This window comes from Formosa haliotis, assembly GCF_001685485.1.
GTDB lineage: Bacteria > Bacteroidota > Bacteroidia > Flavobacteriales > Flavobacteriaceae > Formosa > Formosa haliotis.
This window is the reverse complement of the sequence record NZ_BDEL01000001.1, coordinates 2188727-2213559: the sequence shown is the minus strand read 5'-3', so window position 1 is coordinate 2213559 and position 24833 is coordinate 2188727. Positions and strand designations below refer to the sequence as shown.

Below are 24833 nucleotides of genomic sequence, written 5' to 3'. Positions count from 1 at the left end.
AGGCTAAATTTTAGCTGAAGTTTGCTTGTTGTTTACAAGTCGAAGTATACCAAGCGGATTTTCATTTTGTAACTCTAGAGGTAATAGTTTTAATGGCCAATCTTGAAAACAAAAGGGTCTTACCCAGCGTTTTATAGATTGTGTGCCTACTGCTGTAAATCGGCTATCTGAAGAGGCCGGATAAGGTCCTCCATGCACCATAGACGGACAAACCTCTACACCTGTGGGTACGCCGTTAAAGATTAATCTGCCTACTCGATTTTGGACGGCATTCATCACATCTAAATGCGCTTCTAGTTCGCCATCGGAGGCCAAAATAGTTCCTGTTAATTGGCCTTCTAATTTATAAATTATGGTTTTTAATTGCTCTAAATTTTCGCATTGTACAACCATAGAGAATGGTCCGAATACCTCCTGGTGTAAGGTCGTGTTTTCTAAAAAGGTAGTGCCCTCTACAGTAATTACAGCTTGTTTGGCATAATTAATTTGTACCTCCTTATCGTAATTGGCAACTATAGAAATATGGTCTTGATTTAAAGCCCGGTCTTTATTTTTTTGGTAAGCCGATTTTATATTAGGGTGTAACATGCATGTCGGTTCTATGTTTACAATTTCTTTGGCAAGTACATTTATAAATTGCGTTAAATCGTCTCCTTTTACACCGAAAAGTAAACCAGGATTGGTGCAAAATTGTCCTGTTCCTAAAGTTATTGAGTTGGCGTACGTTTTTGCCCAAGAGCTTCCTGTTTCGGCAAGAGCTTTTGGTAACATGACTACGGGATTTATACTGCCCATTTCTGCAAAAACAGGAATAGGTTCTTCACGTTCGGAAGCTAAATTGTAAAGCGCACGACCTGCACGAATACTCCCCGTAAAACCAACGGCCTTTACCGCAGGATGTTTTACTAAAGTTTGACCAACTTCAATTCCGCTACTATTTAAATTTGAAAATACGCCGTCTGGCATGTTCGTTTTTTTCGCAGCTTTAACAACTGCAGATGCTACCAAAGCTCCCGTGCCGGCATGCATGGGGTGAGACTTTACAATTACAGGACAACCGGCAGCGAGTGCAGCTGCGGTATCTCCACCAGCAGTGGAATAGGCTAAAGGAAAATTACTAGCGCCGAAAACAACTACAGGACCTAAACCAATATTCAGTTTACGAACATCGGGTTTTGGTACGGGCTGTCGCTCCGGTTGAGCGGTATCGATAGATGCCTCTACCCAAGACCCTTCTGCTACTAATTCTGCAAAGGCACGTAACTGTCCGATAGTTCGATTGCGTTCTCCTTGTGCGCGACCTTCAGGTAGGCCAGATTCTTTACAATAGGTTTCTATGAGTGTGTCTAGCGCTAAAATCTCTTCGGCGATAGTATTTAGGAACAGGGCTTTCTCTGTTCCAGATATTTTAGAATATGTTCTAAAAGCTTTGGAAGCTAAAGCCACGGCTTCATTAATTTCTTCGGAAGTAGCTTCTGTAAATACGTCTTCATTTTCTGCGTTTAACTGCGGATTGAAGGTTTTATAAGTTTTTGATCCTTTGGCTGAAGGTGTGAAACCAACATAATTTTTTCCTGTAATCATTTTTAGTTTTTTTTTTACGTTCCGACTATGACGATGTTAATCTTAATGTTTTTTGTGTTAAGGATTGAGGCTTTGTTTGAGCTCTTTTTTAGGGCTTTGTAGACCTAAAAAAAGCGAGTGCCGAAAGCCTGACCCGCAGGGGAACACCCAAATACTACACTAAAACACTTAAATTTTTATAATCTGGCAAGGTTGGTCGGTGTTTTAAGGCTTGCTCTATAACGTTTAAAACATGGGTGCGTTCTGTGCCTTGTAAAGGGATTCGAGGCAAACGCACGTGTTCTGTGCCAATACCGGTTGCAACTTCTGCCAGCTTAATGTTTTGTACTAATTTAGGGCTAATATCTAACTCTAGCAACGGCATAAACCAGCGGTAAATGTCTAGCGCTTCTTGTATGCGGCCAGCTTTTTGAAGTTCGTAAATGGCGACAGTTTCTTTTGGAAATGCGCAAACGAGTCCAGCGACCCAGCCCTCGGCGCCTAATAATAAACTTTCTAAAGCAATGGTGTCTACACCGGTCATGATTTTTAAACGGTTGCCAAAACGGTTTTTTATGCGGGTTATATTTGTGGTGTCTCGGGTAGATTCTTTAACTGCTTGAATGTTGTCGCAAACTAGGATCTCTTCGAACATATCGTGAGTGACTTCAATTTTATAGTCTACCGGATTGTTGTAAACCATAATGGGTAAGGACGTATTGTTGGCCACAGCTTTAAAATAAGCCACAGTTTCTGCATCGCCAGATTTATAGCGCATAGGAGGTAACATCATGAGGCCTTTGGCACCATCGATTTCTGCTTTTTGTGCGGCTAAAATGGCTTGCTTTGTGCTTTGCTCGGCAATATTTATAAATACAGGGACTTGCCCTTTTACGATATCGACAGTAGTGGTGGTTAAAGCTCGTTTTTCTTCATCGATTAAAGTGCTTGCCTCTCCTAAAGTCCCACCCAGTACGATGCCATGTACCCCAGCATCGAGTTGCGCTTTAATGTTTGTTTCGAACATTTTAAAATCTAATTCATCGTTTTTTGTGAATTTTGTGGTTACTGCTGGCATAATGCCTTTCCATTGAATACTCATAATCGTGATTTTAGTTTTTACAAAGCTATAGGAGAACGGCAATTTGAAATACATAGGTATTATCCGTTTTTGATATAATGTTATCCAGTAATTTCATTTTATTGACTTTATAGCGTATTATTTGCGTAATTTTGAACAATTAATACGGCAGAAATGAAAGTTTTACCATTTAAAATTCCGAAACCTCAGCAGGATGCGTTGGTGTTTCAAGAGGATTTAGAGGATGTGTTTTATGATAAACTACATCAGCATGAAGAAATACAGTTAAGTGTAATTGTATCTGGCGAAGGGGCTTTAATTGTGGGTGATACCATACACCAATATAAAACCGGAGATGTTTTGATAATAGGTAGTAATTTACCTCATGTTTTTAAAAGTGATGAACATGGAAGTGGGCCATCGCATATGCTAACCTTGTTTTTTACTGAAAATGCTTTTGGGACTCACTTTTTTGATTTGGTTGAATTACAGGAATTAGCGCCTTTTTTTAAACGGGTAGAGCAGGGGTTTAAGCCTACATCGCAGACAGCAGATATAAAAGCCTTGTTTTTTAAACTGAAAGAGGCCACGAAATTAGAGCGGTTTATTATTTTGTTAGAATTACTTAAGTTAACATCGAAGGTGTCTTACGAGAGTTTGTCATCGTTTATTTATGATAAAAAATATACGGATAATGAAGGTAAACGCATGCGTGATGTTTTCGAATTTACAATGACCCATTATAGTGAAGAGATATCTTTAGAAACAATTTCTGAAATTGCAGTAATGACCAAAAATGCCTTTTGTAAATATTTTAAAAAGCGAACCAATAAAACCTATTTTCAGTTTTTAAATGAGCTACGTATAGAGCAGGCGTGCAAGCTTATTTTAAAGGAAAATGATTTATCGATTTCTGAAATAGCTTACCAATCGGGGTTTAAAAACATATCAAATTTTAACCGACAGTTTAAAGCCGTGAAACATTGTATTCCATCGGCTTATAAAAAACAGGTATAATTCGTGTCGTTTATTTAGAAAATTCCGGTACGGCTACATAAATATAGTCGCCATGAACTCCGGTAAAGTAACTGCTATAACGCTGGTCCATACGTTTTTTATCCGATTCGTTTTCCCAGGCCTTAGCTAGTAATTCTTCATTTTTAACAAACATCTTCTCTAAATCGGAGTACGATCGCACGTAAAAGGCCTCTATAAATTCTGTTTTATCTGAACCCCAAGCATGAATGTTAGCATAATAGCCTTTTATATAATCGTTCTTTTTAAAAACTTTATCAAGATATAGTTTTTGTAGCGATTGAAATTCTTTGTCTGGGCCGTTTCCGTCTTTCGAAAAGTGACTGCGTCTTACATATAATAACAACTCTTTGTCTGGTGTTGCAAATTCTGTTAGCGGTTTTATTTGTGGGAGAGAAGCGTAAATTTCGTCAGAATGATATAATTGATAAAAAGACGCTAATTTCTTTATAAAGGCGTGTCTTTCGTTTTCGTTGGGCCAGGCTTCGCGTTCTAATTCGGTATTTCTGTTGGCAGATTTGTCGATATCTTCCCAAGAATTAAAGGACTGTACCATAAGAATTTCGCTACTATCATCGGAAAAGCGATGTAAATAATAGGTAGACGATCTGATAAATTCATTTTTGCTAGTTACTTTGTCGAAATATTCTTGTTCTCCCATTTTCCAAGCGTTCAAGTCTAAATCTGAACCATGCTTGTCCCAATGATAATAAGTGACAGTAACATATTTGGGCGATCCAACTCTTAGGTTTTGGGCATAGGTACTAAAAGAACAGATGCAAATAAAGAGAAGAATACGACTTAGATTGAGAAATGATTTCATGATTGATAAGATTTAAAATTAATAACAGTACACGTGTAAACCGCTTTACATGACGTAAAGGCTTAAAAAATATCTATTAATTTCAAATTCTTATAGGGAGGAATTTAAACTACAAATTACCAAAAAAATAAATATCAGCCTACTGATTAACAAATACTTATCATTTTTATAATGTATCTCGTAATTTTTTTGGTAAACCTTGCACCACCAAATCGTAGGAATGGTCTATAAGTTCTAAAACAAAGGGGATTTGTAAGTCACCTTGATTGAGTTTTAAGGTGTTCCAGTGTTTTTTACTCATGTGGTAGCCAGGAATTATACTATTGTAATTTGCTCTTAAATTTTCAGCTTTTTCAGGATCGCATTTTAAATTTATTGAAGGCGTGCCTTCTTCCCAACCTTTTAAAGAGGTCAGTAAAAACATCTTTCCAAAAACTTTTAAAACAAGGGTGTCTTTATCGAAAGGAAAGGTTTCTGTAACACCTTTCTTTTTAAGGCAATACTCGTAAAGTTGTTCAATGTTCATCATGAGGCTTTAGATTTTCCTATGTATCCTAAATGTGTATTATGAAAACTGTCGTTGTATTTCAATCCGTATCCAAAAAGGCGGTCGAAAGCTGCATGACCAAACATAACCAATCCGGCTAATTGTAATATTTCAATATGCCAAAACGTTCCAGCGATATAGAGCACAATTGCAACCCCTTTATGATGTAAAATATTATATAGAAACGCTCCTATTTTATTGCTAAAAACATAGCCTACAAATCCGGCATCTGGTAAAAAGAATAAAGCTAAATACCACCACCAGGCAAAGGATAATTGACTAAATAGATAGATAGCGAGTAGGAGCATGCCTACTTCTTCTAACTTTAACAGCGTCTTCATTAAGGTTTTAATTTAAAAAGTTCTTCAGAAAATATAAAGTTACAAAATCAATCTGTAAGCACTTGATATAAAATGGGTTTACTTGGTGTGGCATCATTTTCAATCGGTGCAATTTGCAGATTTAAAAAATAGGTGCCGTCTTGAATATAATTATGTACATACACAAATTCTGTTACTGTAGCATGTTTTCTAAGCTCGCCTTTAGTATCCCAGAACGCATGATGCGCCAACCACTGTCCGTCGTCTTTTTCCTTGTCGATACTAGGCAAATCGACTAATAAATGATCTACACCTTTTTCTCTTAAATACACCGCTGCATCTTCTTGCAAATAGGGCGGGTTGGTATGCGAATATTGTTTACTTAACTTTTCTAAAGTGTTAGGAATGGTTCTAATAATTACTGCTTTCCGCTTTTTGTTTCCTAAAGCAAACTGCAACTGTTTTTTAGAAATGACCAGGTCATCTCCAAATTTTTCTACCACAACAGTAATAACTTCTGCTAAAAAGAAATATTCTTTTAGATTTTGATTTACGGAATGTACGTCTTCTGTAATATGCCCAACACATTCGGTATGCGTCCCGTGAGAATGCGGATTGAAAGAAATATTATTAAAGTTTATTGAAGCACCTTCCGATACTCGTGCAACAGAACCTTCGTCGTCTACAACAGGTTCTATTTTTGGAGGATCTACATACCAAGCCGTAACATTTGTTGATGAAGCACTTAAGGGGATAGAAATATCTAAGGGCTGTGTGAAATCTATTTTATACTTTTTTGAATTTGTTTGAATGGTTGCAATCATAATAAAACTAATATTTTAAATCTTAAACAAATGGGATGCAATGCCATCGCTTAAAAATTTGCCTTTTGGGGTTACTTTTAGATTTTCACCATCAATATACAACAATTCTTCCTTTAAATATTTATCAGATTGTGCTAAAAGATAGCTTTTATATTCTGAGCCAAATTCGGTTTCTAAATAGGTTAAAGACACCCCCCAAACGGTTCGAAGACCGGTCATAATATATTCGTTGTATTTATCTTTAATAGTTAGAATTTCAACCTCACTAGGTAAAATATGTTGCCGAAGGCTTTTTACGTATTTTGTGTTGTTTGCAATATTCCAACTGCGAGACTCGCCCGAGTAAGAATGTGCCGATGGCCCAATACCTATATATCTTTTTCCTTGCCAATACGCCGAATTATTTTTGCTGTAGTATCCGGGTTTACTGAAATTTGACAATTCGTAATGCTGGAACCCGGCAGTGGTTAAGGTCTCGATTAATATATGAAACTGCCTCTCCGCTTGGGCTTCATTGACATCCTCAATTTTTCCTTTTTTTATTAAGGCGTCTAAAGCTGTTTTAGGTTCTACTGTTAAGGCATAGCTCGAGATATGTGGAATATTGAAATCTAGAACAGTTTGAATATTTTCGAGCCATTGCTGATCTGTAGCACCAGGAATCCCATAAATTAAATCGACAGAAATATTATTGAAATACTGAGTTGCAAGCGCTAAGCAGGTTTTGGCCTCTACAGCATTATGGGCACGATTCATAAGTTTTAAATCGGCTTCGAAAAAAGATTGTACTCCAATACTTAGCCTGTTAATTTTACTTTTTGATAGTTCTATAATTTTCGCTTCCGATAAATCATCAGGGTTGGCTTCGAGTGTGATTTCCGGATCTTTAATCACCTTGTAATTAGAATACACGGCATTTAGAATACTATTAATTTCTTCTAAAGACAAAACGCTTGGCGTTCCTCCACCAAAATATATGGTCGCTACCGTATCGTTTTCAAATTCATTTTTTCTTAACTCTAATTCAGTAATTAGTGCTTCAATGACTTCGTTTTTCTTTTTTAATGAGGTCGAAAAATGAAAGTCGCAATAAAAACAGGCTTGTTTACAAAACGGGATATGAATATAAATGCCAACACCAGTACTCGTTTCTTTGGGATGGATGTTTAAGGTCATTTTTTAATTTGTTTTACACCTGTTTTAATGCTTGTTTTTTTTACCGTTGTAGTGGTAACTCGAGCTTCGTTTTGCTTTACAAAACTAGACCACCCCGAATAACTTTTACCTATTTCTACGCGGCCTTCGTTATAAAAATGACATACCGCTGCGGCCAGTCCATCGGTGGCATCTAGGTTTTTAGGCAAGGTTTTTAGTTGTAACAAACTTTGAAGCATTTTGGCAACTTGCTCTTTACTAGCATTACCGTTTCCGGTAATGGCCATTTTAATTTTTTTCGGTGAATATTCGGTTATGGGAACTTCACGCGATAAACCGGCAGCCATGGCAACACCTTGGGCACGACCAAGTTTAAGCATACTCTGAACGTTTTTTCCGAAGAAAGGCGCTTCAATAGCAATTTCGTCCGGATGATGGGTTTCTATGAGCTCGATAGTACGTTCAAAAATGAGTTTCAGTTTTAAATAATGATCGTCGTATTTTTTTAAATCTAATTCATTTAATTGTAAAAAAGTCATGGTTTTTCCTACAACTTTAATTAGTCCGAACCCCATGATTGTGGTTCCGGGGTCAATCCCTAAAATAATACGTTCTTTACTCATTAATTACAAAAATAACATCCGCTCAAAGATAAGGAAACCCCAACGGTAAATGTTAGCATACTACCATTAAAAGCACCCAAACCTTCTGAAGGTGGCGCATAGGTGTCCGGATTAGAAAAACCATGAATGTAGGAAGCATCGAAAAAGACGCTCGTATTCCTGCTAAACATATAAAGAATCTGTGTGCCAAGTATGGCGTTTAAATAATTTTGGTCGTTATCGTTTATGGTTCCTAAAGGTCTCACGGCCGAAAATCCAGGTCCGGCATGTGCTAATAGGGTAACTTCTTCCGGAATAAAACCTATAAAGCGAGAATAGTCGTAAACCACTTGAGCATTAATACGCGTGTAGTTAATTTTAAATTCGGGTGAATCATTAGCGCTGAAAATTCGACTAAAACCTATATCTAATTTCGCTCCTAAGGTTTCGGAAAACATGTATTGACCACCAAAATTTAGGGTTGGCAAATTAAATCCGCGGCCTTCGGTTTTAGGATCTTCGGAAGCATAAATTTGTGCAAATCCACTAGTAAAAGCATGGTTTCCACCAAAACTCAATTCGATGCGTAATACATCTTCATCTTTTTGAGCATATCCTTTTACAGAAATTAAGAATAAAAAGATGAGCAGACCGGTTATGTATTTTTGTTTGTTTAATTTAGAAGACATCTTACAATAAAAGGTTTAATTTGCACTATGTACGCCAAGGCACTTACTTACAAATCTAATCAATTCTTAACTTATCTGCTTAAGTTATCGATAATTGGCAGTAGTTTTTATTTCATCTATTATAAACTGTCGCAAACAGATGGGTTGTCGCTTATAGATTTTAGTGCGCTTTTGGCATCTAGTACGACGACCTTTAACGTTGTTTTTGGCTTAGTTTTATTAACTATTTTAAACTGGTTTTTCGAGATTTTAAAATGGAAAACCCTTGTAAATACAGTCTGTGAAATCACATTAACTACTGCAGCTAAGCAAATTTTAGGCGCCCATACCGCTTCCCTTTTTACTCCAAATCGTATTGGCGATTATGGTGCAAAAGCCTTGTATTTTACTAAGCCCTATAGAACTCGAATTTTGGGCTTAAATGGTGTTGGAAATGTGGCGCAAATGCTAATAACCACGTTTTTTGGCTGCTTAGGCTTGCTGTTTTTTACTTCGGAATTTCCCTTGAATATAAGTTTTAGAGTGTTGCATTGGTCGAATTATGTTGTATTAAGCGTATTAATTTTGGGCTTATTTATCCTGATGAAAATGTATTTGAAGCCAGAAAGATGGATGCCAAAAATTAAGAATTTTTTTAAAAGTATGAGCCTAAAATTGTTTGGAATAACCTTATTACTCTCGTTTATACGCTATGTTATTTTCTCGTTTCAGTTTTATGTTTTGTTACAGATGTTTCAAGTCGATATAACGTATTTAAAGGCTATGATGCTTATTTCTAGTATGTATGTGTTAGCATCCATTTTACCTAGTATTTTTATTTTCGATGTTGTCTTAAAGGGCAGTATTGCGGTGTATTTGTTTTCATTTTTCAATATTAATGAAGTGGTTGTACTGAGTTGTATTTTACTTATGTGGATTTTAAATACGGTTCTTCCAAGTGTAATAGGAAGTTATTTTGTGCTGAATTTTAAACTTCCAAAGGCCTAATATATGATGGTGTTGAGCGTAACTCTTTTAATGTTTTATACGGTTTTAATTGGATGTTTTTATTTCGGATTTTTAAAAGTTCCTGATTTTAAAACGAAAAGAGAGGTGTATGCAACAGGATTTTCTGGAGTTATTCCGTTTAGAAATGAAGCGGATTATTTACCAGAGTTATTACAATCTATAGCAGCCTTAGATTACGATGATAATAGGTTTGAAGTGTTACTGATTAATGATGGCTCTACGGATGAGTCTGAAGCTTTAGTTCATGATTTTATTAAGACACATTCTCAACTCCAAGTAAGGTTACTTCAAAATAAACGAGTTTCAAATTCACCAAAAAAGGATGCCATAAGTTTGGCTATTTCTCAAGCTAAATTCGACTGGATTCTAACTACAGATGCCGATTGTAAGCTTCCAAAAACGTGGTTACGTTGTTTTAATAGTTTTATTCAGCATAATCCTTGTCAGTTTATCATTGCACCCGTAACCTATTTTACCACATCTCGTTTTTTGAATATTTTTCAGTGGTTTGATTTTATGAGTCTGCAAGGGGCAACTTTAGGAGGTTTCGGAATTAATAAACCCTTTTTATGTAATGGCGCGAATTTGGCATACACCAAACAAGCCTTTAATGGGGTAAACGGATTTCAAGAAAACGATAGTATTGCTAGCGGAGATGATATTTTTTTACTAGAAAAAATTAGTGATACCTATCCCGAATCGGTTCACTATTTAAAAGCTCAAGATGCTGTAGTTTATACGCACTCCCAATCTTCTTTACAGGGTTTACTGAATCAGCGTAAACGTTGGGCATCGAAAACCAAAGCTTATAAAAATACATTTAGCCAACTAACAGGGCTTTTGGTTTTTAGTATGAATGCCTTGTTACTATCTCTTTTTATTTTGATGTGTTTTGGCGATTTTTCACCGCTTTACTTCTTAGGAATTGCTCTGGTGAAATGTGGTATGGATTTTGGCCTAATATATAAAAGTGCACAATTTTTTAACCAGAAAGGAACATTAATTTGGTATCCATTCGCGGCTATTTTGTATCCTATATTTTGCACATTTGTGGCGGTAAGCTCGGTATTTACGACCTATAAATGGAAGGATCGCGCATTTTCTAAATAATGAATGGATTAATTGTTTTTTAAGTAGAACCAATGACTATGTTTCTGACTTTTAGGTCTACTGAAAAAGATTTAATTTACTTTAATAATAATAGGTAGCGTGAACTCGCTATTTACTTTTTGTCCACGCTTTATTGCCGGTTCTATTCGGGGAAGACTATCTAAACTAGAAGTAATTAAAAGTTTTATGTTTGGAATTTCTGCTTGGGTTGTAGAGTCGACTTTAAAATCATGCAAGCTTAGTTCTCCAGTATCAGAGATTTTAAATTGAATCTTAATAGTGTCTAATACATCATGGTTTACAATGATGCGTTCGGCTTCTAAATGATTTAAAATAACGGTAGCTAATGTTTGTTCAAAACATACTTTTCTGTCCTGTTGGCTATTCGAGGTTTCACAGGAAGAAAAGGTAGGGTATTCATCGACTTCATTCCATTTAAACGACTGTAATTCTTCATTTAAAATAGCTTCTGTAGATGTTTTTTTCACCTTTAAATCGTCGCACGCACAGATTAACAGCAATACAAGAATAAATACGAAATGCTTCATAGTTTAAGATGAAACTCGAAAATACAATATTTTTGGTATTTAACACTTTTTCCGAATCAATTCTTAACCGAAAAGCTTAAAGTCTTTTGCTTTTAGAAGTTTATAAAACCAAAAAACCGAGACTTAGGCCTCGGTTTTTTAACTGTTTTACTTTTATTATTCTGCGATCTGAAATACAATTGGTAAGGAGTAGGCTACAGTTACGTCTTTTCCTTTTTGTTTTCCTGGTATCATTTTGGGTAGCAAATTTACTACTCGTTCAGCTTCTCTGGCTAAAGGCTCTTCAGAGGCTCTTGCTTTTGCGCCTATAATATTTCCTTGATTATCAATTTTAAACATTACAATAATACGTTGTCTGCCTGTAGCTCCTATTTCTGTTGCTAAATTAGTATTGTAATTCTTTCCGACAAATTGAGAGATTTTAGTAGCCATACATTTTCGTTGTTCATCGCTAGTTAAATTTTCGCAACCTGGAAATACAGGTGGTTGTTCAACAACGCTATACGGCACTTCTACGTCGTTTCTAATTTCCCCTTCTAAATCTGATTCCGTGCTTGTTGCTTTTTTTTGTTCAGGGTTGCTTAAAGAATAACTTGTGGCTAGTATAGATATTATGGCCTCTTGTTCTTCTTTAGAAACTTCACCTTTTGCTTCGATAGATTCTTTTAAGATTTCAATATTTTGTAAAACATCTGTGCGGTCTGCATTGTTTTCTATTGACGTTTCTGAAATAGCACTATCGTTGTTACAAGATGTATACAATAACATGCTAGACACCATAGGAATTAATAGCGCATACTTTAATAAATGAATTTGTTTTGATTTTGATTTTGTTAACATAATGATTCGTTTTTTGATTAATGATTGTTTAAAAAATGGATTGATGAATGAAATAGCATTGACTTCGAAAACCTGACTTAATAAGTTTTCGTAATAAGTTGTTTTATCTTGATGTTTTACCACCAATGCATCGGCGATATATTCGTGAAGCGTTACCATGCGGTTTTGGTACATATACACTAACGGATTAAACCAAAACAAGATTCGAAGTAGTTCGAAAAACAGTAAATCGAAGCTGTGTTTTTGTTTTATATGAACACTCTCGTGAGATAAAATTGTAGCATAAGTGTCTTTTGGAATGCAGTCTCCTAAAAACACATAATTAAAGAATGAAAACGCGGCTGTACTGTTTTTAATCGTTACAAGGGTGAGTCCGTGCTCTTTATTTTTATTGCCGTTTATAATGGTTTTTATAAGTCTGGATATTTTTATCAAAAAGATGATTGCCGCCATAACAATACCTAAATAAAGTATAGTTTCCCAGGACCAAAACGAAGTGCTGTTTTTAAGATAAACAGTTGGCAATAATTGCGTTTGTAAGGTATTTGCATCGGGATTTAAGATAACTTCGGGCAATTGAATGACATACGATTCTGGGACCAGTTGTTTAAAAGAATTTATCTTAATTACAGGCAGAATTAATGAAGCGATAGGGGTAAATAACAAGTAAAATCGGTTCCAATTAAAGAAGGTTTCGCGTTTTAAAAATAAATCGAAAACCAATAAAAAGAACAACTGGAACGCTATGGTTTGTAAAATGTAGTGTAACATAATTACTTGTTTTACGGTTAATATTCAAATTGTTATTTTGAAACACTAAATATTATGGGTAGTGAATAAGGGACAACTACTTTTTTTCCTTTTTGTTCACCTGGTATCATGTTTGGTATCATTGCTATAACACGTTTAGCTTCATGCTCTAATGTTTCTGATTTTGATCGTGTTGCAATACTTGTAATATTACCTTTTTTATCAATTTTAAATATGACGTTAACTCGTTGAAGTCCCGTTAATCCTTCTTTCTTAGCCAAATTGGTGTCGAAGTTTTGAGTAACAAAACTTGATATTTTGTTAGACACACATTTCATCTGCTCTTCTCTTTCTAGGTCTTCGCATTCAGGATATGACGGAATTTTGTCTACGACACTAAAAGGAACCTCAACTAAATCATTTTGTTCTATTTGATCTACTTGGGGCTTTGTATTAACAGCAACAATCGTTTTTACTGAATTTTCAGTTGTTCCTGAAACATGTATTTTTGTTGCTTCCGAATTTAAAATGACTTCCTTCTCTGTTAGATTTTGAGGTTCTGCAGGCGCTGATTCTATAGTTTGTGAATACCCTGTGTTAGAGGTGTAAAAGAGCATTATTGTAATTAAAGGAATAATTAAAGCATACTTTAATAAATGAATTTGTTTTGATTTCGATTTTGTTAACATAATGATTCGTTTTTTGATTAATGATTGTTTAAAAAATGGATTGATGAATGAAATAGCATTGACTTCGAAAACCTGACTTAATAAGTTTTCGTAATAAGTTGTTTTATCTTGATGTTTTACCACCAAAGCATCGGCAATATATTCGTGAAGCGTTACCATACGGTTTTGGTACATATACACTAACGGATTAAACCAAAACACGATTCGAAGTAGTTCGAAAAACAGTAAATCGAAGCTGTGTTTTTGTTTTATATGTACACTTTCGTGAGATAAAATTGTAGCATAAGTGTCTTTTGGAATGCAGTCTCCTAAAAACACATAATTAAAGAATGAAAACGCGGCTGTACTGTTTTTAATCGTTACAAGGGTGAGTCCGTGCTCTTTATTTTTATTGCCGTTTACAATGGTTTTTATAAGTCTTAATATTTTAACCAAAAAGATGATTGCCGCCATAACAATACCTAAATAAAGTATAGTTTCCCAGGACCAAAACGAAGTGCTGTTTTTAAGATAAACAGTGGGCAATAATTGCGTTTGTAAGGTATTTGCATCGGGATTTAAAATAACTTCGGGCAATTGGATAACATACGATGGAGGAACTAGTTGTTTAAAAGAATTTATCTTAATTACGGGTAAAATTAATGAAGCGATAGGGGTGAACAACAAGTAAAATCGGTTCCAATTAAAGAAGGTTTCGCGTTTTAAAAATAAATCGAAAACCAATAAAAAGAAAAACTGGAACGCTATGGTTTGTAAAATATAGTGTAGCATAATTACTTGTTTTTTTCGATTTCCTTCATTACAGCTTCTAATTCTTTTAAGCTCATATCATTCTTTTTAACAAAAAAGGATACTAAACTTTTAAAGGAACCTTGAAAATAATTATCAACCAAAGTGTTTAAGGACTGGTTGCTATAATCTTGTTTTGAGATTAAAGGAAAATAAAAGTGACCTTTTCCTTGTTTCTCATAATCTACAAAGCCTTTACTCTCTAATATTCTAACAATAGTAGATACCGTATTATAGGCTGGTTTTGGGTCTGGTAATTCTTCTATAATGGCTTTTACATTGGCGTGTTCTAGTTGCCAAAGTACTTGCATGATTTCTTCTTCTGCTTTTGTTAATGATTTCATTCAACTAAGTTTTTAGTTTTATCTTAATTCAAATATAACTAAATTTTTAGTTTAAACTAATTTTTTAGTCGTAAAAACTGAAAATAAAATATGTAACTTCGCTATTCACTTAAATTTAAACTATGGATATAGCATTAATTATTCTGGGTTTTATATGTATGATAGTTGGCATACTAGGTAGTTTTTTACCTGTTTTACCAGGGCCACCAATAAGTTGGTTAGGGTTGTTGTTATTATATTTAACCAAGACCATACCTAATAACTGGACCGTTTTAGGTATTACACTTGTTATTGCTATAGGTATTGTGCTTTTGGATTATGCAATACCTGTAATGGGAACGAAGAAATTTGGAGGAACCAGATCTGGAGTTATAGGAACCACGGTCGGGTTAGTGGTGTCTATTCTGTTTCCTATACTAGGATTTATAGGAATCATTGTTTGGCCATTTATAGGGGCATTTGTAGGAGAAATGATTTATAAGGCCAATCATAAAACAGCGGCTAAAGCAGCTTTTGGATCGTTTTTAGGCTTTCTTACAGGGACCTTATTAAAGTTTATAGTTGCTATGGTGTATTTTGGACTTTTTATTCGGTTGTTTTGGAAGTATAAAGAAGGCTTCAATCCGTTTTAAAAAAGAAAACCTTATAGAGGGGATCTATAAGGCTTAGTTGTAATTTGCTATTATCAAACAATTAATTACTTGAGGGATTAATTAATTATGTAGTAGTTGATACTGTTACAAAGATAATAGGTATAAATATATTTTACTTACGGTAAAACCGTACTTTTCTCATTTTTTTGGAGTTTTTTCAACTTTTTTTAGGGAATTCACTAAATGAATCCTAGTTTTCTTGCTTCTTCAATTAAGGTTTCATCTTGTCCGTCTTCAATGGCGAATAACATTTTTAGTTGTTTTTTTCGTTTTTCAACACCACTTAAAGATAGATCGACATGTTCTGCTAAGTTTTTTGTTTTTATACCTTGTGAGAGTAAATAGAGAATTCTACGATTTTTATCGTCTAAATAAATATCACTAATAATGGTTTGTTTTAAATACCTGTTTACACTTCCGCTGTAAAACGGAGGATGATGTAATATGGCTTGGAAAGCACTTGCTAATTCACGAGACGTTAAATCGCTTTTAATAAGAAAACCTTCGGGTTTAAATTCTTCTACTATATTATGTATACGGTAAGTTTCGTTAAACATGGTAAGGATAACAATTTTTGCCTTGGGTAATATTTTACGTGCTAATCTAGCTAAATCTTCACCGCTGGTATATTTCCCATCTTCTGATGGGGGCATTTTAATATCTATAAAAAGCACATCGTAAGGTTGTTCGGTATGTATACTTTTGTACATGGCTTCAACAGACTGGTCGCAATTGTTTGCCGTGTCGATATGCAATTCTTGCTGAGGTTTCTTAGTCGATAATAATGTGTTTTGATACCCTTCTAAAATCATAGGATGATCATCTGTCATTAAAATTCTAATCGTCTCTTTCATGGTAGTTCTTTTTAATTATATATAGGTGTGCTAATCGTAATTTTGGTGCCTTGATTTTTATCCGAATTAATAACCAATAACCCGTTAATTTCTTTCACTCTCGAGGTCATGTTTTTTAAACCTATGCCTTTTTTAGATTTGGTGAAATTAAAGCCTACACCATTATCTACGATGTCTAAACAAATGTCGTTTTCTTTGGTGTAGAATTCGATATAAATCTCGTCTGCTTCGGCATGTTTATAGGTGTTTTGAAGCGCCTCTTGAATAATTCTATAAAAATGGATTTTTATTTTATTTGAAACCGCATCCCAATTAATCGTGTCGTCGTGTTTTAAATGACATTTTAAATTATAAGCCAAAGTTTGTTTGTCTAATAGCGTTTTTATGATGTCTATATAACCGGAGTGCGATACAAAGTCTACATTTAAATCGTGAGAAACCTTGCGTACCTCAAATTCTATAGCCTTTAATTCGTCAAGATAATTACTTCGAGTTGCTATATCTTCTTCTCTCGTGCTGGCATTTAAACTATCTAAACTTAGACGTGTGCCAAACAATCGCCCTAGAATACCGTCGTGTAGTTCTTCCGAAATACGTCGCTTCTCTAAGGTTCGTGCTTCATCAATTTTATCTTGTTGAGAAAGCATGAGGTTATAAATCTCCTCGTTGGTTTGTTGTTGCTGCTGTTTAAATTGAAGGGATTTGTTTTTATTGCGTTGAGATACGATAATGAATACCAAGAAGGAAGTAAGTAGTAATCCTAACGAAAGTAACATAAACAGCAAGCGCTCTTTAGAAATTTGTTGATTTTTTAATTCAATTTCCTTGGTTTCATATCTAATTCTGGCAAATTTGTTTCTTACGGCACGTTCACTTTTTTGAAGGCTATCGTTAAGTTGGATATACGATTTGTAATGGGTTACCGCTTCGCTATCGCTTTCAATTTTAGAGAGCAATAATAGTGATTTTAGTAAATCGTCGTTATGATACGCTTTAGAAATATCGTAAGCAGCATAGGCGTAATACTTAGCCGAATCTGTTTGTTTTTTATCGTAATAAAATTCAGATAAATGCTGATTTATTATGATGGAATTATAGGTTGCACCAATACTATCACAAATGTTTAAGGCTTTTAAATAGAGGTTTGGGAGCTGGGTTTTGTCCTTGGTTAAATATAGGGTGTGTGCGTAATTATCTAATACCAAAGCATAAAAATCAGGTCGGTCTTCAATTAGTTTTGAATTATTTAAGATGTCGTTATAGTATTTTAAGGCAATTTCATATTTCCCAGAATTCTTATAAGCTAGAGCTAAATTATTAACCGAATTGTCTATAGTTTGTAGATTTTTTCCTTTTAAATTTCGTTTTAGGCTTAATGCTTTATTATGGTAATTAATAGCATCTTCGTATTGGTCTAACTGGTCGTACACTAGACCCAAATTATTATATAAGTATGCTTTTTTTTGGTTAATTTTATCTAAGGAAGGCAGGGAATCTAAGAGTTTTACTCCCTCAAACGATGTGACTTCACTCCCTATAAAATCCTTTTCGTTTTTTTGGATTAGAGCGATGTTAAGAAGAGCTGATGCTGTATTAAAAGAATCTTGAATAGCACGATATATTTTTTCTGCTTTATGATAATAGTAGTAGGCACTATCAGTAGACCGTTTGTAATAATAATTACCTCGGTTTTCGTAAACTTTAGCAAGACTAATAGAATCACCATTATGTTCTGCAAATTCAAGGTTTGACTGATTCGTTTTTAAAAATAAATCATCCAAACTGAACTCTTCATATAAAGCTTCTTTTTGTAAGTTACTTTTTAAAACTAAAGAATCAATTTTAAATTCTTGAGCCAACTCTTGGGCTTTTTGAATGAATGCAATACGATCATTATAATTATAAATTTGACTGTTGGAAGCTTTATCTAAGAGTTTGTGAATAAAATCTATAGAATTACCCTGTGCAGATAATTGCAAGCTAAAACAGCTAATAAAAACTAATAAAAATTTATGAAAATAATTCAAGTGCCTAATCTTAGTAATCTCAAATGTATTTATAATTTTTCAATTAAATAAATAAGAAAAGCCCATATCTTACTAGATATGGGCTTAAACACTATTTTTAATTATGTGTTACCTTTCATCAACACCTCCACCGGTGAAAACAGTAGCTTCAACATCGTCCGGTGCAACTAGTACATCGTCGTCTAATTCTTCGTTTACACATGCAGTTAAAGATCCGAATAAAACAAGGGCAATTACAGTAATTTTTAGGGATTTCATAAGGTTAATTTTTTTAGGTTATATAGGTTTAGTTAAAATTCTAAATAGTCATGCTAGAGTTTAAAAAGAATAAAATCTTTTATGGGTCCAACATGTGGTTATACCTAAAATATCTTGAGGGAAGCGATATATGGATTAATCGTTACTATATTAAATAGTTACACTGCTAATATATGTTAAATATTTGGTAAAAACCAAATGTCGTACAGGTAAAATACAGTATAAATCGATGAAATACATATAATTTTAACATTTAGGGATTTCTGTATGCTGTTTTTTATTGAGTTGCTGCAATTATAGCTAAGGTTTATATTTTATAATTGGAAAATGTAGAATGTTTTAAAGCCTTGTAAATAAGTATTATTAACACTAAAAATTATGGTTTTACTCCGAAAAAAATTAATTTTAACAGATTAGACCTTACAAACAATCGATAACCAAAAATTATATTATTATGCCAGCATTAAATCCGTATCTCACATTTTTAGGGAATTGTGAAGAAGCTTTCAATTTTTATAAATCTGTTTTTGGAGGCGAATTTTCGTATTTAGGTCGGTTTGGAGACATGCCACCCCAAGAAGGTGTTGAACTGTCTGAAGCCGATAAAAGTAAAATCATGCATATGAGTTTACCAATAGATGATTCTACAATTTTAATGGGCAGTGATACCGTAGGAGATTGGGGTGTAAAAACCATTATTGGAAACAATATTAGCTTATCTTTAAATGTAGAAAGTAAGGCTAAAGCCGATGCTTTATTTGAATCGCTTTCTGCCGGAGGCAAAGTAACTATGCCAATGGACGATACGTTTTGGGGTGACTACTTCGGAATGTTTACAGATAAGTTTAATATCAATTGGATGATAAGTTATTCTAAAACTCAGGAATAATAAGTTTAATTGAGACAAATTTTAAATAGCACTAATAGTTGTATTTTTTATTAGCCTTGGCATAACATTTGCGATAAAAAATCGGCTTATAACAGTTTAAAGTGGACTTGTTTATCTTTAGATGTTAAAATAAATTTTAACATCTAAAATATTGTTACTCATATACCAAAACATCCGTTTCAACGTTTTTAACGTAAATAAAGATAGTGTAAGGACGTAAATTAATTTGCTTCAATGAGTTAATTCGGCTTTATAAAAAATAAGTTAAATTTTTATTTTATTAATCTAATTTAAAGTAATATTACACTCGTATTTAATGCATTGCATTCTATGAAAAAAGGCAGTAAAAAACATTTTAAATCCTTGTTTTTCGGAGCACTGATTTTAACTTCATCCATCTTAGGGACAAAAACTTTAGCAAAATATAAGGTTAACCCAAATAACTTATCTTCAAAATTAGAATATTCAGGAGCATTTAGTGCCGATGATAATTATGCAAATCTGCCGTTTACTGCACCCGAAGAAGATTTTAGACCTTTAGATTTATATAAAAACAATGCTTTTACAGCTAATCTTAAGGAAGAGATTTTTAAAAATAAAACCTGGAAAAATCTTATTCTAAATAAAAAGATGGCTATTGGTGTGGTCGATTTAAACGATCCTGAAGCTCCAAGATTTGCCAATCTTAACGGGGATGAAATGATGTATGCGGCTAGCTTACCTAAAATAGCGGTGCTTTTAGCTGCGGAGGATGCTATTGAAAGCGGAGAATTAAATGAAACTTCTGATGTTAAGAATGATATGCGGATCATGATTAGTAAATCGAACAATCAGGCTACAACTCGAATGATTGATCGTGTAGGGTTTCAAAAAATTGAAGATGTTTTAACTTCAGATAAATATCACTTGTACGATAAAGAGCAAGGCGGTGGATTATGGGTAGGAAAGCGTTATGCGGCTTCTGGTGCAACGAATAGAGAGCCGTTGAAAAATTTAAGTCATGCAGCTACTGCAGAACAAGTTTGTAGGTTTTATTATTTAATGCTTCACGGAAGATTGGTAAGTCCGAAACGTTCTAAGCATATGCTAGACATGATGGAAAATCCTGAATTGCATCATAAATTTGTGAACACACTAGAGAAGTTAGCGCCTAACGCTAGATTGTTTAGAAAATCTGGTTCATGGAAAAATTGGCATGCCGATTCTATTTTAGTGTGGGATGCAGAAAGAAAATATATATTAGTAGCTTTAATAGAAAATGAGAATGGCGAACAAATTATTCGTAATTTGGTATCTCCAATAGAGAAAGCTATAAATATAACCCCTAATGCGACTAATACAACCAGTTAAAACCTACTTATTAAATGTTTTCGACTTAAATGAGGATGAGTTACAGAAAACATTATTATTACAACTTAATGTATTTTTATTAATAACTACTTTACTTGTTGTTAAACCAACAATAAATTCGTTATTTCTATCTACTCTTACAGCCAATGCTTTACCATTGGCTTATATATTAACAGCTATTTCTGCCGTAATTGGATCTTATTTTTACGATAGATTCTTAGAACGCTTTCCCTTAAATCGAGTTATAGAACTCACGATTTTAGGGTGCCTGTTATGTCTTATAATTTTTGGAATTGCACTAAACCTTCATGTCGATTTAGGCTATTTACTTTACATTCCATACATCTGGGTTGCCATTTATGGCTTATTAACCACATCTCAATTCTGGATTTTAGCCAACTTAGTGTACAACATTCGCGAAGCCAAGCGTGTTTTTGGGTTTATAGGTGCGGGAGCTATTGCTGGGGGTATTTTTGGAGGATATTTAACTTCGCTGTTAACACGTTTTTTAGATTCAGAAAATTTATTATTTGTAGCTGCTTTTATTTTATTTTTCTGCCTTCCTATCACACGTTTTATTTGGAAGAAAAATGTTGTTAAAACCGGTGTTTTACCAAGAAAACATAAAATTGCACATCGCGGAGAATCTCCGTTTACCCTAATTAAGCAATCTAAATTATTAAGCTTAATGGCGGTTGTTATTGGAATTAGTGTAATGGTGGCCAAATTGGTAGATTATCAATACAGTCATTATGCTTCAGAGCTCATTTTAAATTCTGAAGATTTAACCTCCTTCTTCGGGTTTTGGTTTTCAACCTTAAGTGTGGTGTCCTTGCTTATTCAATTGTTTTTAACAAAGCGCATCGTGGGAACCTTTGGAGTAGGTAAATCGTTGTTATGGTTACCAACAGGTATCTTAATAGGATCTATAGTGTTGCTTTTTGTACCTCAGTTAGGAGTGGTTGTATTTATAAAAATTGTTGATGGGAGTTTAAAACAATCGGTAAATAAATCGGCTACAGAATTACTCTCTATTCCTATTCCTATAGATATAAAGAAAAAAACCAAAACGTTTATCGATGTGGTGATAGATAGTATTGCTACGGGACTAGCAGGACTAATTCTTATATTCTTTATTAATGGTCTTAATATTCATTCTATTTATGTAAGTATTATTACCATCGTTCTAATTGTTATTTGGATAGGATATATTTTTAAACTTCGAATAGCCTATATTAATGCATTTAAAAATTTATTAGACACATCGGCTGCTAAAGGTGTCGATAAACCTAAAAAGGAGGAACGTCCGGTTACGTCTATTATCAATAGTATAAAAGATGTGTTCGAGCATGGTTCCGAAAATCAGATATTACATATGTTAGGGAGAACACTCGAGGCTCCAGACGAGCGTTTGTTTGCTTCAACCAAATCTCTGCTAAATCACAACTCGGTTAAAGTAAAAGCCTTGGCTATAGAAAATTTATATTTTTTAAAAACCGAAGATCTTTCAGATCAAATAGAGCCTTTAATCCACGATCCCGACCAAGACTTAACAACTAGTGCGTTTCGATATCTTATTCATAAACGAAAGCGGGATACCTTAGATCTTTTTGAATCGTATTTAAATAGTGGGGAAGAGTCTGTTAGAAATGCCACGCTTATTGGATTGTCTTTAGAGTTAAAAAACAATCATATTATTCAAGAGCGCTTTAACTTTAATAAATGGTTGCAAATGGCGATAGACGAATGGAGTATGGCCACAGATACAGAGCTTAAAACCATAAAAATACAAACCATTTTAGAGGCTATTGGTAACATTCACGCCAAATCCTTTTATTATATCATTAGTAATCAATTACAAAGTAAGGACATTGAAATTGTGAAAGTAGCCATAGAAAATGCGGCGAAAACTAAAGACCATATGTTTTTAGATGATATTGTTTCTTGGTTATCTAAAAAGGAAACTAGACAACATGCCATTGCAGCACTTCATGAATACGACGAGCATATTATTGATGAGCTCACACAAAAGACTATGGAGGAGCATTACGATTTAGATGATGCTCATGTTATCCCTGCCGTTTTAGAAACTTTTGCCTCCCAAAAGGCTGTGCACGCTTTAATTAAACTTATAGATACCACAGAGCATTCTGTAACCATAGAGGCTATAGAGAGTTTAAAACATTTAAAATGGACGCATCCAAATCTTAAAATAAAAGACCGTTTTGTGGTTGATAAAATTCTAGATGAATGCCAAGTCTATCAAAGCACGTTGTCCTCCATACACTCTCAAATTATTATTAATTTTAAAGAGAAGAGCGATCGTGTTAATTCGAAAGCGGAAGACGAGGCTAGAAATGGATTAATGCACATTTTAGAGCAACGATTAGATCGTCAGTTACACCGTATTTTTAAGTTTTTAGGACTTAAATTTCCTCCAAATGATATCGATCCTATTCTGGATATTATAATCAATGGTGAAGAAGAACAGCGAGTAAATGCTATCGAGTTTTTAGATAATATTCTAGATTATCATTTAAAGCGCGAATTAATACCTATAGCAGAATCGGCCTTGTACAACAATGAAATCTCTGAAGAGATTATTAAAAAACTGAATCTAAAAGTGTACAGTGAAGCCGAATGTTATAAAATATTACTGCAACGTCACGATATAAAAATTAAGCATGCCGTATTGTATTTAATAGAAAAAACCAACAGAAAAACATTTATTCCGTTGGTTCAGATGGTATTAAACGATCATAGCGAAAGTATTCGAAATCAAGCTCAGCAAACACTAGAAGTGTTGAAAAAAGCGTCTTAATCTTCGTCTTTCGGATCCATAATCGCATCTATTTTTGATGCTAACATTAAATGGTCGTAAGCAGAGTTTTTATGTAATACGTTGGTCATTAAACAAACTGCATAACGGGTTCCGTCCGGGTGTTCTACAATGGCAACTGAGTTCATATAATTCCATTTATTACCGGCGTATTTACCGCAAGGACCTGGCTTGTTTTTGTCGCAAGAATATAAACTACCCGATTTAAAATACACCGCAGCGCTGTCTAAAGATTTTGAAGCTGCATAACGAATACGTCTATCGGTCATATACAAAAGACGTTTCATTTCTAAACTCGATTTCTCATCGACAACCTCGCCTTTTTCAAGTGCAATAACAAATTTTATCAGTCCTATCGGGCTTCCAATACTTCCATCTCTACCAGGAATGTAATTTCCGGCTCCAGTGGTGAAAAACTTTCCTAATCGCCATTCGTCCTCAGTAATTCCTAACTCTCTTAAAGGCGCATTAACCAAGTCGATTGCCATTTTAGACAGTTCGCTTTTTGGCGTGTTTTTAAAATATTCCTCGCCTTCTTCAAAGGTTAAATCAGGATAATGGCCTTGAAAAACATGCATCAGTACAGCTTCTCTCCACACCACACTTGCTGCTCCGTTGTTACTCACAGAAACCATGTGGTCTAGCCATTCGTAAAGTGTAAACTCGTCTGTAGCTCTTATTGTTCTTTTAACAAGTTTTTCGGTTTCTAAATCGTAAATAGGTACAGTATGATGGTCGTGTAATGCCCAGTTTCCAGCTTTTACAATTTTCTTCTTCAATAAAGCACGTCGTACTTCAAAATCGCCTTCCGGAAAAATTTGACACAATTGATTGAAAAAAGCTGTTAATACAACCAGTTTACCAACACTTCCTGGTTGGTAGCCTGCCGTTTCGCGGTGTTGTGCATAACGTAAAGGTCTTCCCTCAGTCATGTCTAAAACCGTCATAGAATAATTCTTATCTAAACCTCTAAATAAACCCTCTATACGGTCTTGTAATTCAGGATCTACTTCTGGAACATCTCCAACTTCATGGCGTCTATCTACTAAGTTTAGTTTAATAGAATCTAAAGGTCTAAAAGCTCCTGGTGGAATTCTATGGCTTTTAATTTCGCCGCTTTTAACACGTTCTAAATAGGCCAATCGTTTAATTCCTGTTAAAGCATAACCATCGATTGGATAGTAATAATTGGCTGTAAAACCAAACGATGCTAAAACGACAATTAGTAATACTATTTTTTTCATAA

General features: G+C 34.3%; 24 protein-coding genes. 7 read left to right on the top strand and 17 right to left on the bottom strand.

The features are described 5' to 3' along the window. Nucleotides 1-3: 3 nt before the first annotated feature. Nucleotides 4-1584, bottom strand: a complete 1581-nt coding sequence (locus A9D35_RS09050; RefSeq protein ID WP_066221884.1) for an aldehyde dehydrogenase (NADP(+)) — start codon at nt 1582-1584, stop codon at nt 4-6. Between the two features lie 154 nt (nt 1585-1738). Next, complete coding sequence (locus A9D35_RS09045; protein ID WP_066221883.1) at nt 1739-2665, bottom strand: dihydrodipicolinate synthase family protein; 927 nt, start codon at nt 2663-2665, stop codon at nt 1739-1741. A gap of 153 nt (nt 2666-2818) precedes the next feature. On the opposite strand from A9D35_RS09045, the gene A9D35_RS09040 reads away from it, so the two are divergent. Continuing rightward, nucleotides 2819-3661 (top strand): AraC family transcriptional regulator, encoded by an 843-nt coding sequence (locus A9D35_RS09040; protein ID WP_066221868.1) that lies wholly within the window; start codon nt 2819-2821, stop codon nt 3659-3661. A 10-nt stretch (nt 3662-3671) separates the two neighbouring features. Here A9D35_RS09040 and A9D35_RS09035 read toward each other — a convergent pair whose 3' ends face one another. The 7 genes from A9D35_RS09035 to A9D35_RS09005 form a co-directional block, all read right to left on the bottom strand. After that, entirely contained in the window at nt 3672-4502 is an 831-nt protein-coding gene (locus A9D35_RS09035) for a hypothetical protein (RefSeq protein ID WP_141675499.1), read from the bottom strand. 166 nt (nt 4503-4668) lie between these two features. Continuing rightward, nucleotides 4669-5028 carry an MmcQ/YjbR family DNA-binding protein gene (locus tag A9D35_RS09030; RefSeq protein ID WP_066225983.1) on the bottom strand — a complete coding sequence of 120 codons (360 nt, stop codon included), beginning with the start codon at nt 5026-5028 and terminating at the stop codon, nt 4669-4671. Beyond that, a complete protein-coding gene (locus A9D35_RS09025; protein WP_066221863.1) occupies nt 5028-5390 on the bottom strand; it encodes a DUF4260 domain-containing protein in 363 nt (120 codons plus the stop codon). Before A9D35_RS09025 ends, A9D35_RS09030 begins: the two co-directional genes overlap by 1 nt. A gap of 47 nt (nt 5391-5437) precedes the next feature. After that, a complete protein-coding gene (locus tag A9D35_RS09020; protein ID WP_066221861.1) occupies nt 5438-6193 on the bottom strand; it encodes a cyclase family protein in 756 nt (251 codons plus the stop codon). Nucleotides 6194-6208: 15 nt separating this feature from the next. After that, entirely contained in the window at nt 6209-7369 is a 1161-nt protein-coding gene (hemW, locus tag A9D35_RS09015; RefSeq protein ID WP_066221860.1) for a radical SAM family heme chaperone HemW, read from the bottom strand. Further along, nucleotides 7366-7971 carry a crossover junction endodeoxyribonuclease RuvC gene (gene ruvC, locus A9D35_RS09010; RefSeq protein ID WP_066221859.1) on the bottom strand — a complete coding sequence of 202 codons (606 nt, stop codon included), beginning with the start codon at nt 7969-7971 and terminating at the stop codon, nt 7366-7368. The genes hemW and ruvC overlap by 4 nt, the downstream gene beginning before the upstream one ends. Further along, nucleotides 7971-8639, bottom strand: a complete 669-nt coding sequence (locus A9D35_RS09005) for an outer membrane beta-barrel protein (protein ID WP_066221856.1) — start codon at nt 8637-8639, stop codon at nt 7971-7973. Before A9D35_RS09005 ends, ruvC begins: the two co-directional genes overlap by 1 nt. Nucleotides 8640-8666: 27 nt before the next feature. Between A9D35_RS09005 and A9D35_RS09000 the strand changes: the two genes are divergently transcribed. Together A9D35_RS09000 and A9D35_RS08995 are read left to right on the top strand one after the other, a co-directional pair. Further along, nucleotides 8667-9626 (top strand): lysylphosphatidylglycerol synthase domain-containing protein, encoded by a 960-nt coding sequence (locus A9D35_RS09000; RefSeq protein WP_066221853.1) that lies wholly within the window; start codon nt 8667-8669, stop codon nt 9624-9626. A 3-nt stretch (nt 9627-9629) separates the two neighbouring features. Continuing rightward, a complete protein-coding gene (locus A9D35_RS08995) occupies nt 9630-10757 on the top strand; it encodes a glycosyltransferase family 2 protein (RefSeq protein WP_066221851.1) in 1128 nt (375 codons plus the stop codon). Between the two features lie 71 nt (nt 10758-10828). Here the strand turns inward: A9D35_RS08995 and A9D35_RS08990 are convergent, their stop codons facing one another. From A9D35_RS08990 to A9D35_RS08975, 4 genes are all read right to left on the bottom strand, one after another. Beyond that, nucleotides 10829-11305, bottom strand: coding sequence for a hypothetical protein (locus A9D35_RS08990; protein ID WP_066221848.1), 477 nt, complete (start codon nt 11303-11305; stop codon nt 10829-10831). A 156-nt stretch (nt 11306-11461) separates the two neighbouring features. Then, nucleotides 11462-12916 (bottom strand): M56 family metallopeptidase, encoded by a 1455-nt coding sequence (locus A9D35_RS08985; protein ID WP_066221846.1) that lies wholly within the window; start codon nt 12914-12916, stop codon nt 11462-11464. A gap of 32 nt (nt 12917-12948) precedes the next feature. Beyond that, nucleotides 12949-14355, bottom strand: a complete 1407-nt coding sequence (locus A9D35_RS08980; protein ID WP_066221844.1) for a M56 family metallopeptidase — start codon at nt 14353-14355, stop codon at nt 12949-12951. Between the two features lie 2 nt (nt 14356-14357). Further along, nucleotides 14358-14717, bottom strand: coding sequence for a BlaI/MecI/CopY family transcriptional regulator (locus A9D35_RS08975; protein ID WP_066221841.1), 360 nt, complete (start codon nt 14715-14717; stop codon nt 14358-14360). Nucleotides 14718-14839: 122 nt separating this feature from the next. Here A9D35_RS08975 and A9D35_RS08970 point away from each other — a divergent pair, with 122 nt between their 5' ends. After that, nucleotides 14840-15349: a DUF456 domain-containing protein gene (locus A9D35_RS08970; protein WP_066221838.1), complete on the top strand. Its 510-nt coding sequence runs from the start codon at nt 14840-14842 to the stop codon at nt 15347-15349. A gap of 200 nt (nt 15350-15549) precedes the next feature. On the opposite strand, the gene A9D35_RS08965 is transcribed toward A9D35_RS08970, so the two are convergent. From A9D35_RS08965 to A9D35_RS18685, 3 genes are all read right to left on the bottom strand, one after another. Continuing rightward, nucleotides 15550-16224, bottom strand: a complete 675-nt coding sequence (locus A9D35_RS08965; RefSeq protein WP_066221835.1) for a response regulator — start codon at nt 16222-16224, stop codon at nt 15550-15552. A gap of 11 nt (nt 16225-16235) precedes the next feature. Then, nucleotides 16236-18203 carry a tetratricopeptide repeat-containing sensor histidine kinase gene (locus tag A9D35_RS08960; RefSeq protein WP_066225980.1) on the bottom strand — a complete coding sequence of 656 codons (1968 nt, stop codon included), beginning with the start codon at nt 18201-18203 and terminating at the stop codon, nt 16236-16238. A 156-nt stretch (nt 18204-18359) separates the two neighbouring features. Next, nucleotides 18360-18509 (bottom strand): hypothetical protein, encoded by a 150-nt coding sequence (locus tag A9D35_RS18685; protein ID WP_159427051.1) that lies wholly within the window; start codon nt 18507-18509, stop codon nt 18360-18362. A gap of 454 nt (nt 18510-18963) precedes the next feature. On the opposite strand from A9D35_RS18685, the gene A9D35_RS08955 reads away from it, so the two are divergent. The 3 genes from A9D35_RS08955 (at nt 18964) to A9D35_RS08945 (ending at nt 23569) form a co-directional block, all read left to right on the top strand. Beyond that, a complete protein-coding gene (locus A9D35_RS08955) occupies nt 18964-19398 on the top strand; it encodes a VOC family protein (protein WP_066221831.1) in 435 nt (144 codons plus the stop codon). Between the two features lie 330 nt (nt 19399-19728). After that, nucleotides 19729-20748: a serine hydrolase gene (locus A9D35_RS08950; RefSeq protein ID WP_083191665.1), complete on the top strand. Its 1020-nt coding sequence runs from the start codon at nt 19729-19731 to the stop codon at nt 20746-20748. Then, nucleotides 20726-23569 (top strand): NTP/NDP exchange transporter, encoded by a 2844-nt coding sequence (locus A9D35_RS08945; protein ID WP_066221827.1) that lies wholly within the window; start codon nt 20726-20728, stop codon nt 23567-23569. Before A9D35_RS08950 ends, A9D35_RS08945 begins: the two co-directional genes overlap by 23 nt. On the opposite strand, the gene A9D35_RS08940 is transcribed toward A9D35_RS08945, so the two are convergent. Next, nucleotides 23566-24831, bottom strand: a complete 1266-nt coding sequence (locus tag A9D35_RS08940) for a serine hydrolase (protein WP_066221823.1) — start codon at nt 24829-24831, stop codon at nt 23566-23568. The genes A9D35_RS08945 and A9D35_RS08940 overlap by 4 nt on opposite strands. Between the last annotated feature and the right edge of the window lie 2 nt (nt 24832-24833).

Bases quoted from the DNA above. Each gene is read 5' to 3' on its own strand.
- A9D35_RS09000 (WP_066221853.1), top strand. From the start codon at position 8,667: ATGTACGCCAAGGCACTTACTTACAAATCTAATCAATTCTTAACTTAT.
- A9D35_RS09020 (WP_066221861.1), bottom strand. From the start codon at position 6,193: ATGATTGCAACCATTCAAACAAATTCAAAAAAGTATAAAATAGATTTC.
- hemW (WP_066221860.1), bottom strand. From the start codon at position 7,369: ATGACCTTAAACATCCATCCCAAAGAAACGAGTACTGGTGTTGGCATT.
- A9D35_RS08965 (WP_066221835.1), bottom strand. From the start codon at position 16,224: ATGAAAGAGACGATTAGAATTTTAATGACAGATGATCATCCTATGATT.
- A9D35_RS18685 (WP_159427051.1), bottom strand. From the start codon at position 18,509: ATGAAATCCCTAAAAATTACTGTAATTGCCCTTGTTTTATTCGGATCT.
- A9D35_RS08945 (WP_066221827.1), top strand. From the start codon at position 20,726: ATGCGACTAATACAACCAGTTAAAACCTACTTATTAAATGTTTTCGAC.
- A9D35_RS08995 (WP_066221851.1), top strand. From the start codon at position 9,630: ATGATGGTGTTGAGCGTAACTCTTTTAATGTTTTATACGGTTTTAATT.
- A9D35_RS09025 (WP_066221863.1), bottom strand. From the start codon at position 5,390: ATGAAGACGCTGTTAAAGTTAGAAGAAGTAGGCATGCTCCTACTCGCT.
- A9D35_RS08980 (WP_066221844.1), bottom strand. From the start codon at position 14,355: ATGCTACACTATATTTTACAAACCATAGCGTTCCAGTTTTTCTTTTTA.
- A9D35_RS09005 (WP_066221856.1), bottom strand. From the start codon at position 8,639: ATGTCTTCTAAATTAAACAAACAAAAATACATAACCGGTCTGCTCATC.
- A9D35_RS08970 (WP_066221838.1), top strand. From the start codon at position 14,840: ATGGATATAGCATTAATTATTCTGGGTTTTATATGTATGATAGTTGGC.
- A9D35_RS08975 (WP_066221841.1), bottom strand. From the start codon at position 14,717: ATGAAATCATTAACAAAAGCAGAAGAAGAAATCATGCAAGTACTTTGG.
- ruvC (WP_066221859.1), bottom strand. From the start codon at position 7,971: ATGAGTAAAGAACGTATTATTTTAGGGATTGACCCCGGAACCACAATC.
- A9D35_RS09050 (WP_066221884.1), bottom strand. From the start codon at position 1,584: ATGATTACAGGAAAAAATTATGTTGGTTTCACACCTTCAGCCAAAGGA.
- A9D35_RS09045 (WP_066221883.1), bottom strand. From the start codon at position 2,665: ATGAGTATTCAATGGAAAGGCATTATGCCAGCAGTAACCACAAAATTC.
- A9D35_RS08940 (WP_066221823.1), bottom strand. From the start codon at position 24,831: ATGAAAAAAATAGTATTACTAATTGTCGTTTTAGCATCGTTTGGTTTT.
- A9D35_RS08950 (WP_083191665.1), top strand. From the start codon at position 19,729: ATGAAAAAAGGCAGTAAAAAACATTTTAAATCCTTGTTTTTCGGAGCA.
- A9D35_RS09035 (WP_141675499.1), bottom strand. From the start codon at position 4,502: ATGAAATCATTTCTCAATCTAAGTCGTATTCTTCTCTTTATTTGCATC.
- A9D35_RS09040 (WP_066221868.1), top strand. From the start codon at position 2,819: ATGAAAGTTTTACCATTTAAAATTCCGAAACCTCAGCAGGATGCGTTG.
- A9D35_RS09030 (WP_066225983.1), bottom strand. From the start codon at position 5,028: ATGAACATTGAACAACTTTACGAGTATTGCCTTAAAAAGAAAGGTGTT.
- A9D35_RS08985 (WP_066221846.1), bottom strand. From the start codon at position 12,916: ATGTTACACTACATTTTACAAACCATAGCGTTCCAGTTGTTCTTTTTA.
- A9D35_RS08990 (WP_066221848.1), bottom strand. From the start codon at position 11,305: ATGAAGCATTTCGTATTTATTCTTGTATTGCTGTTAATCTGTGCGTGC.
- A9D35_RS08955 (WP_066221831.1), top strand. From the start codon at position 18,964: ATGCCAGCATTAAATCCGTATCTCACATTTTTAGGGAATTGTGAAGAA.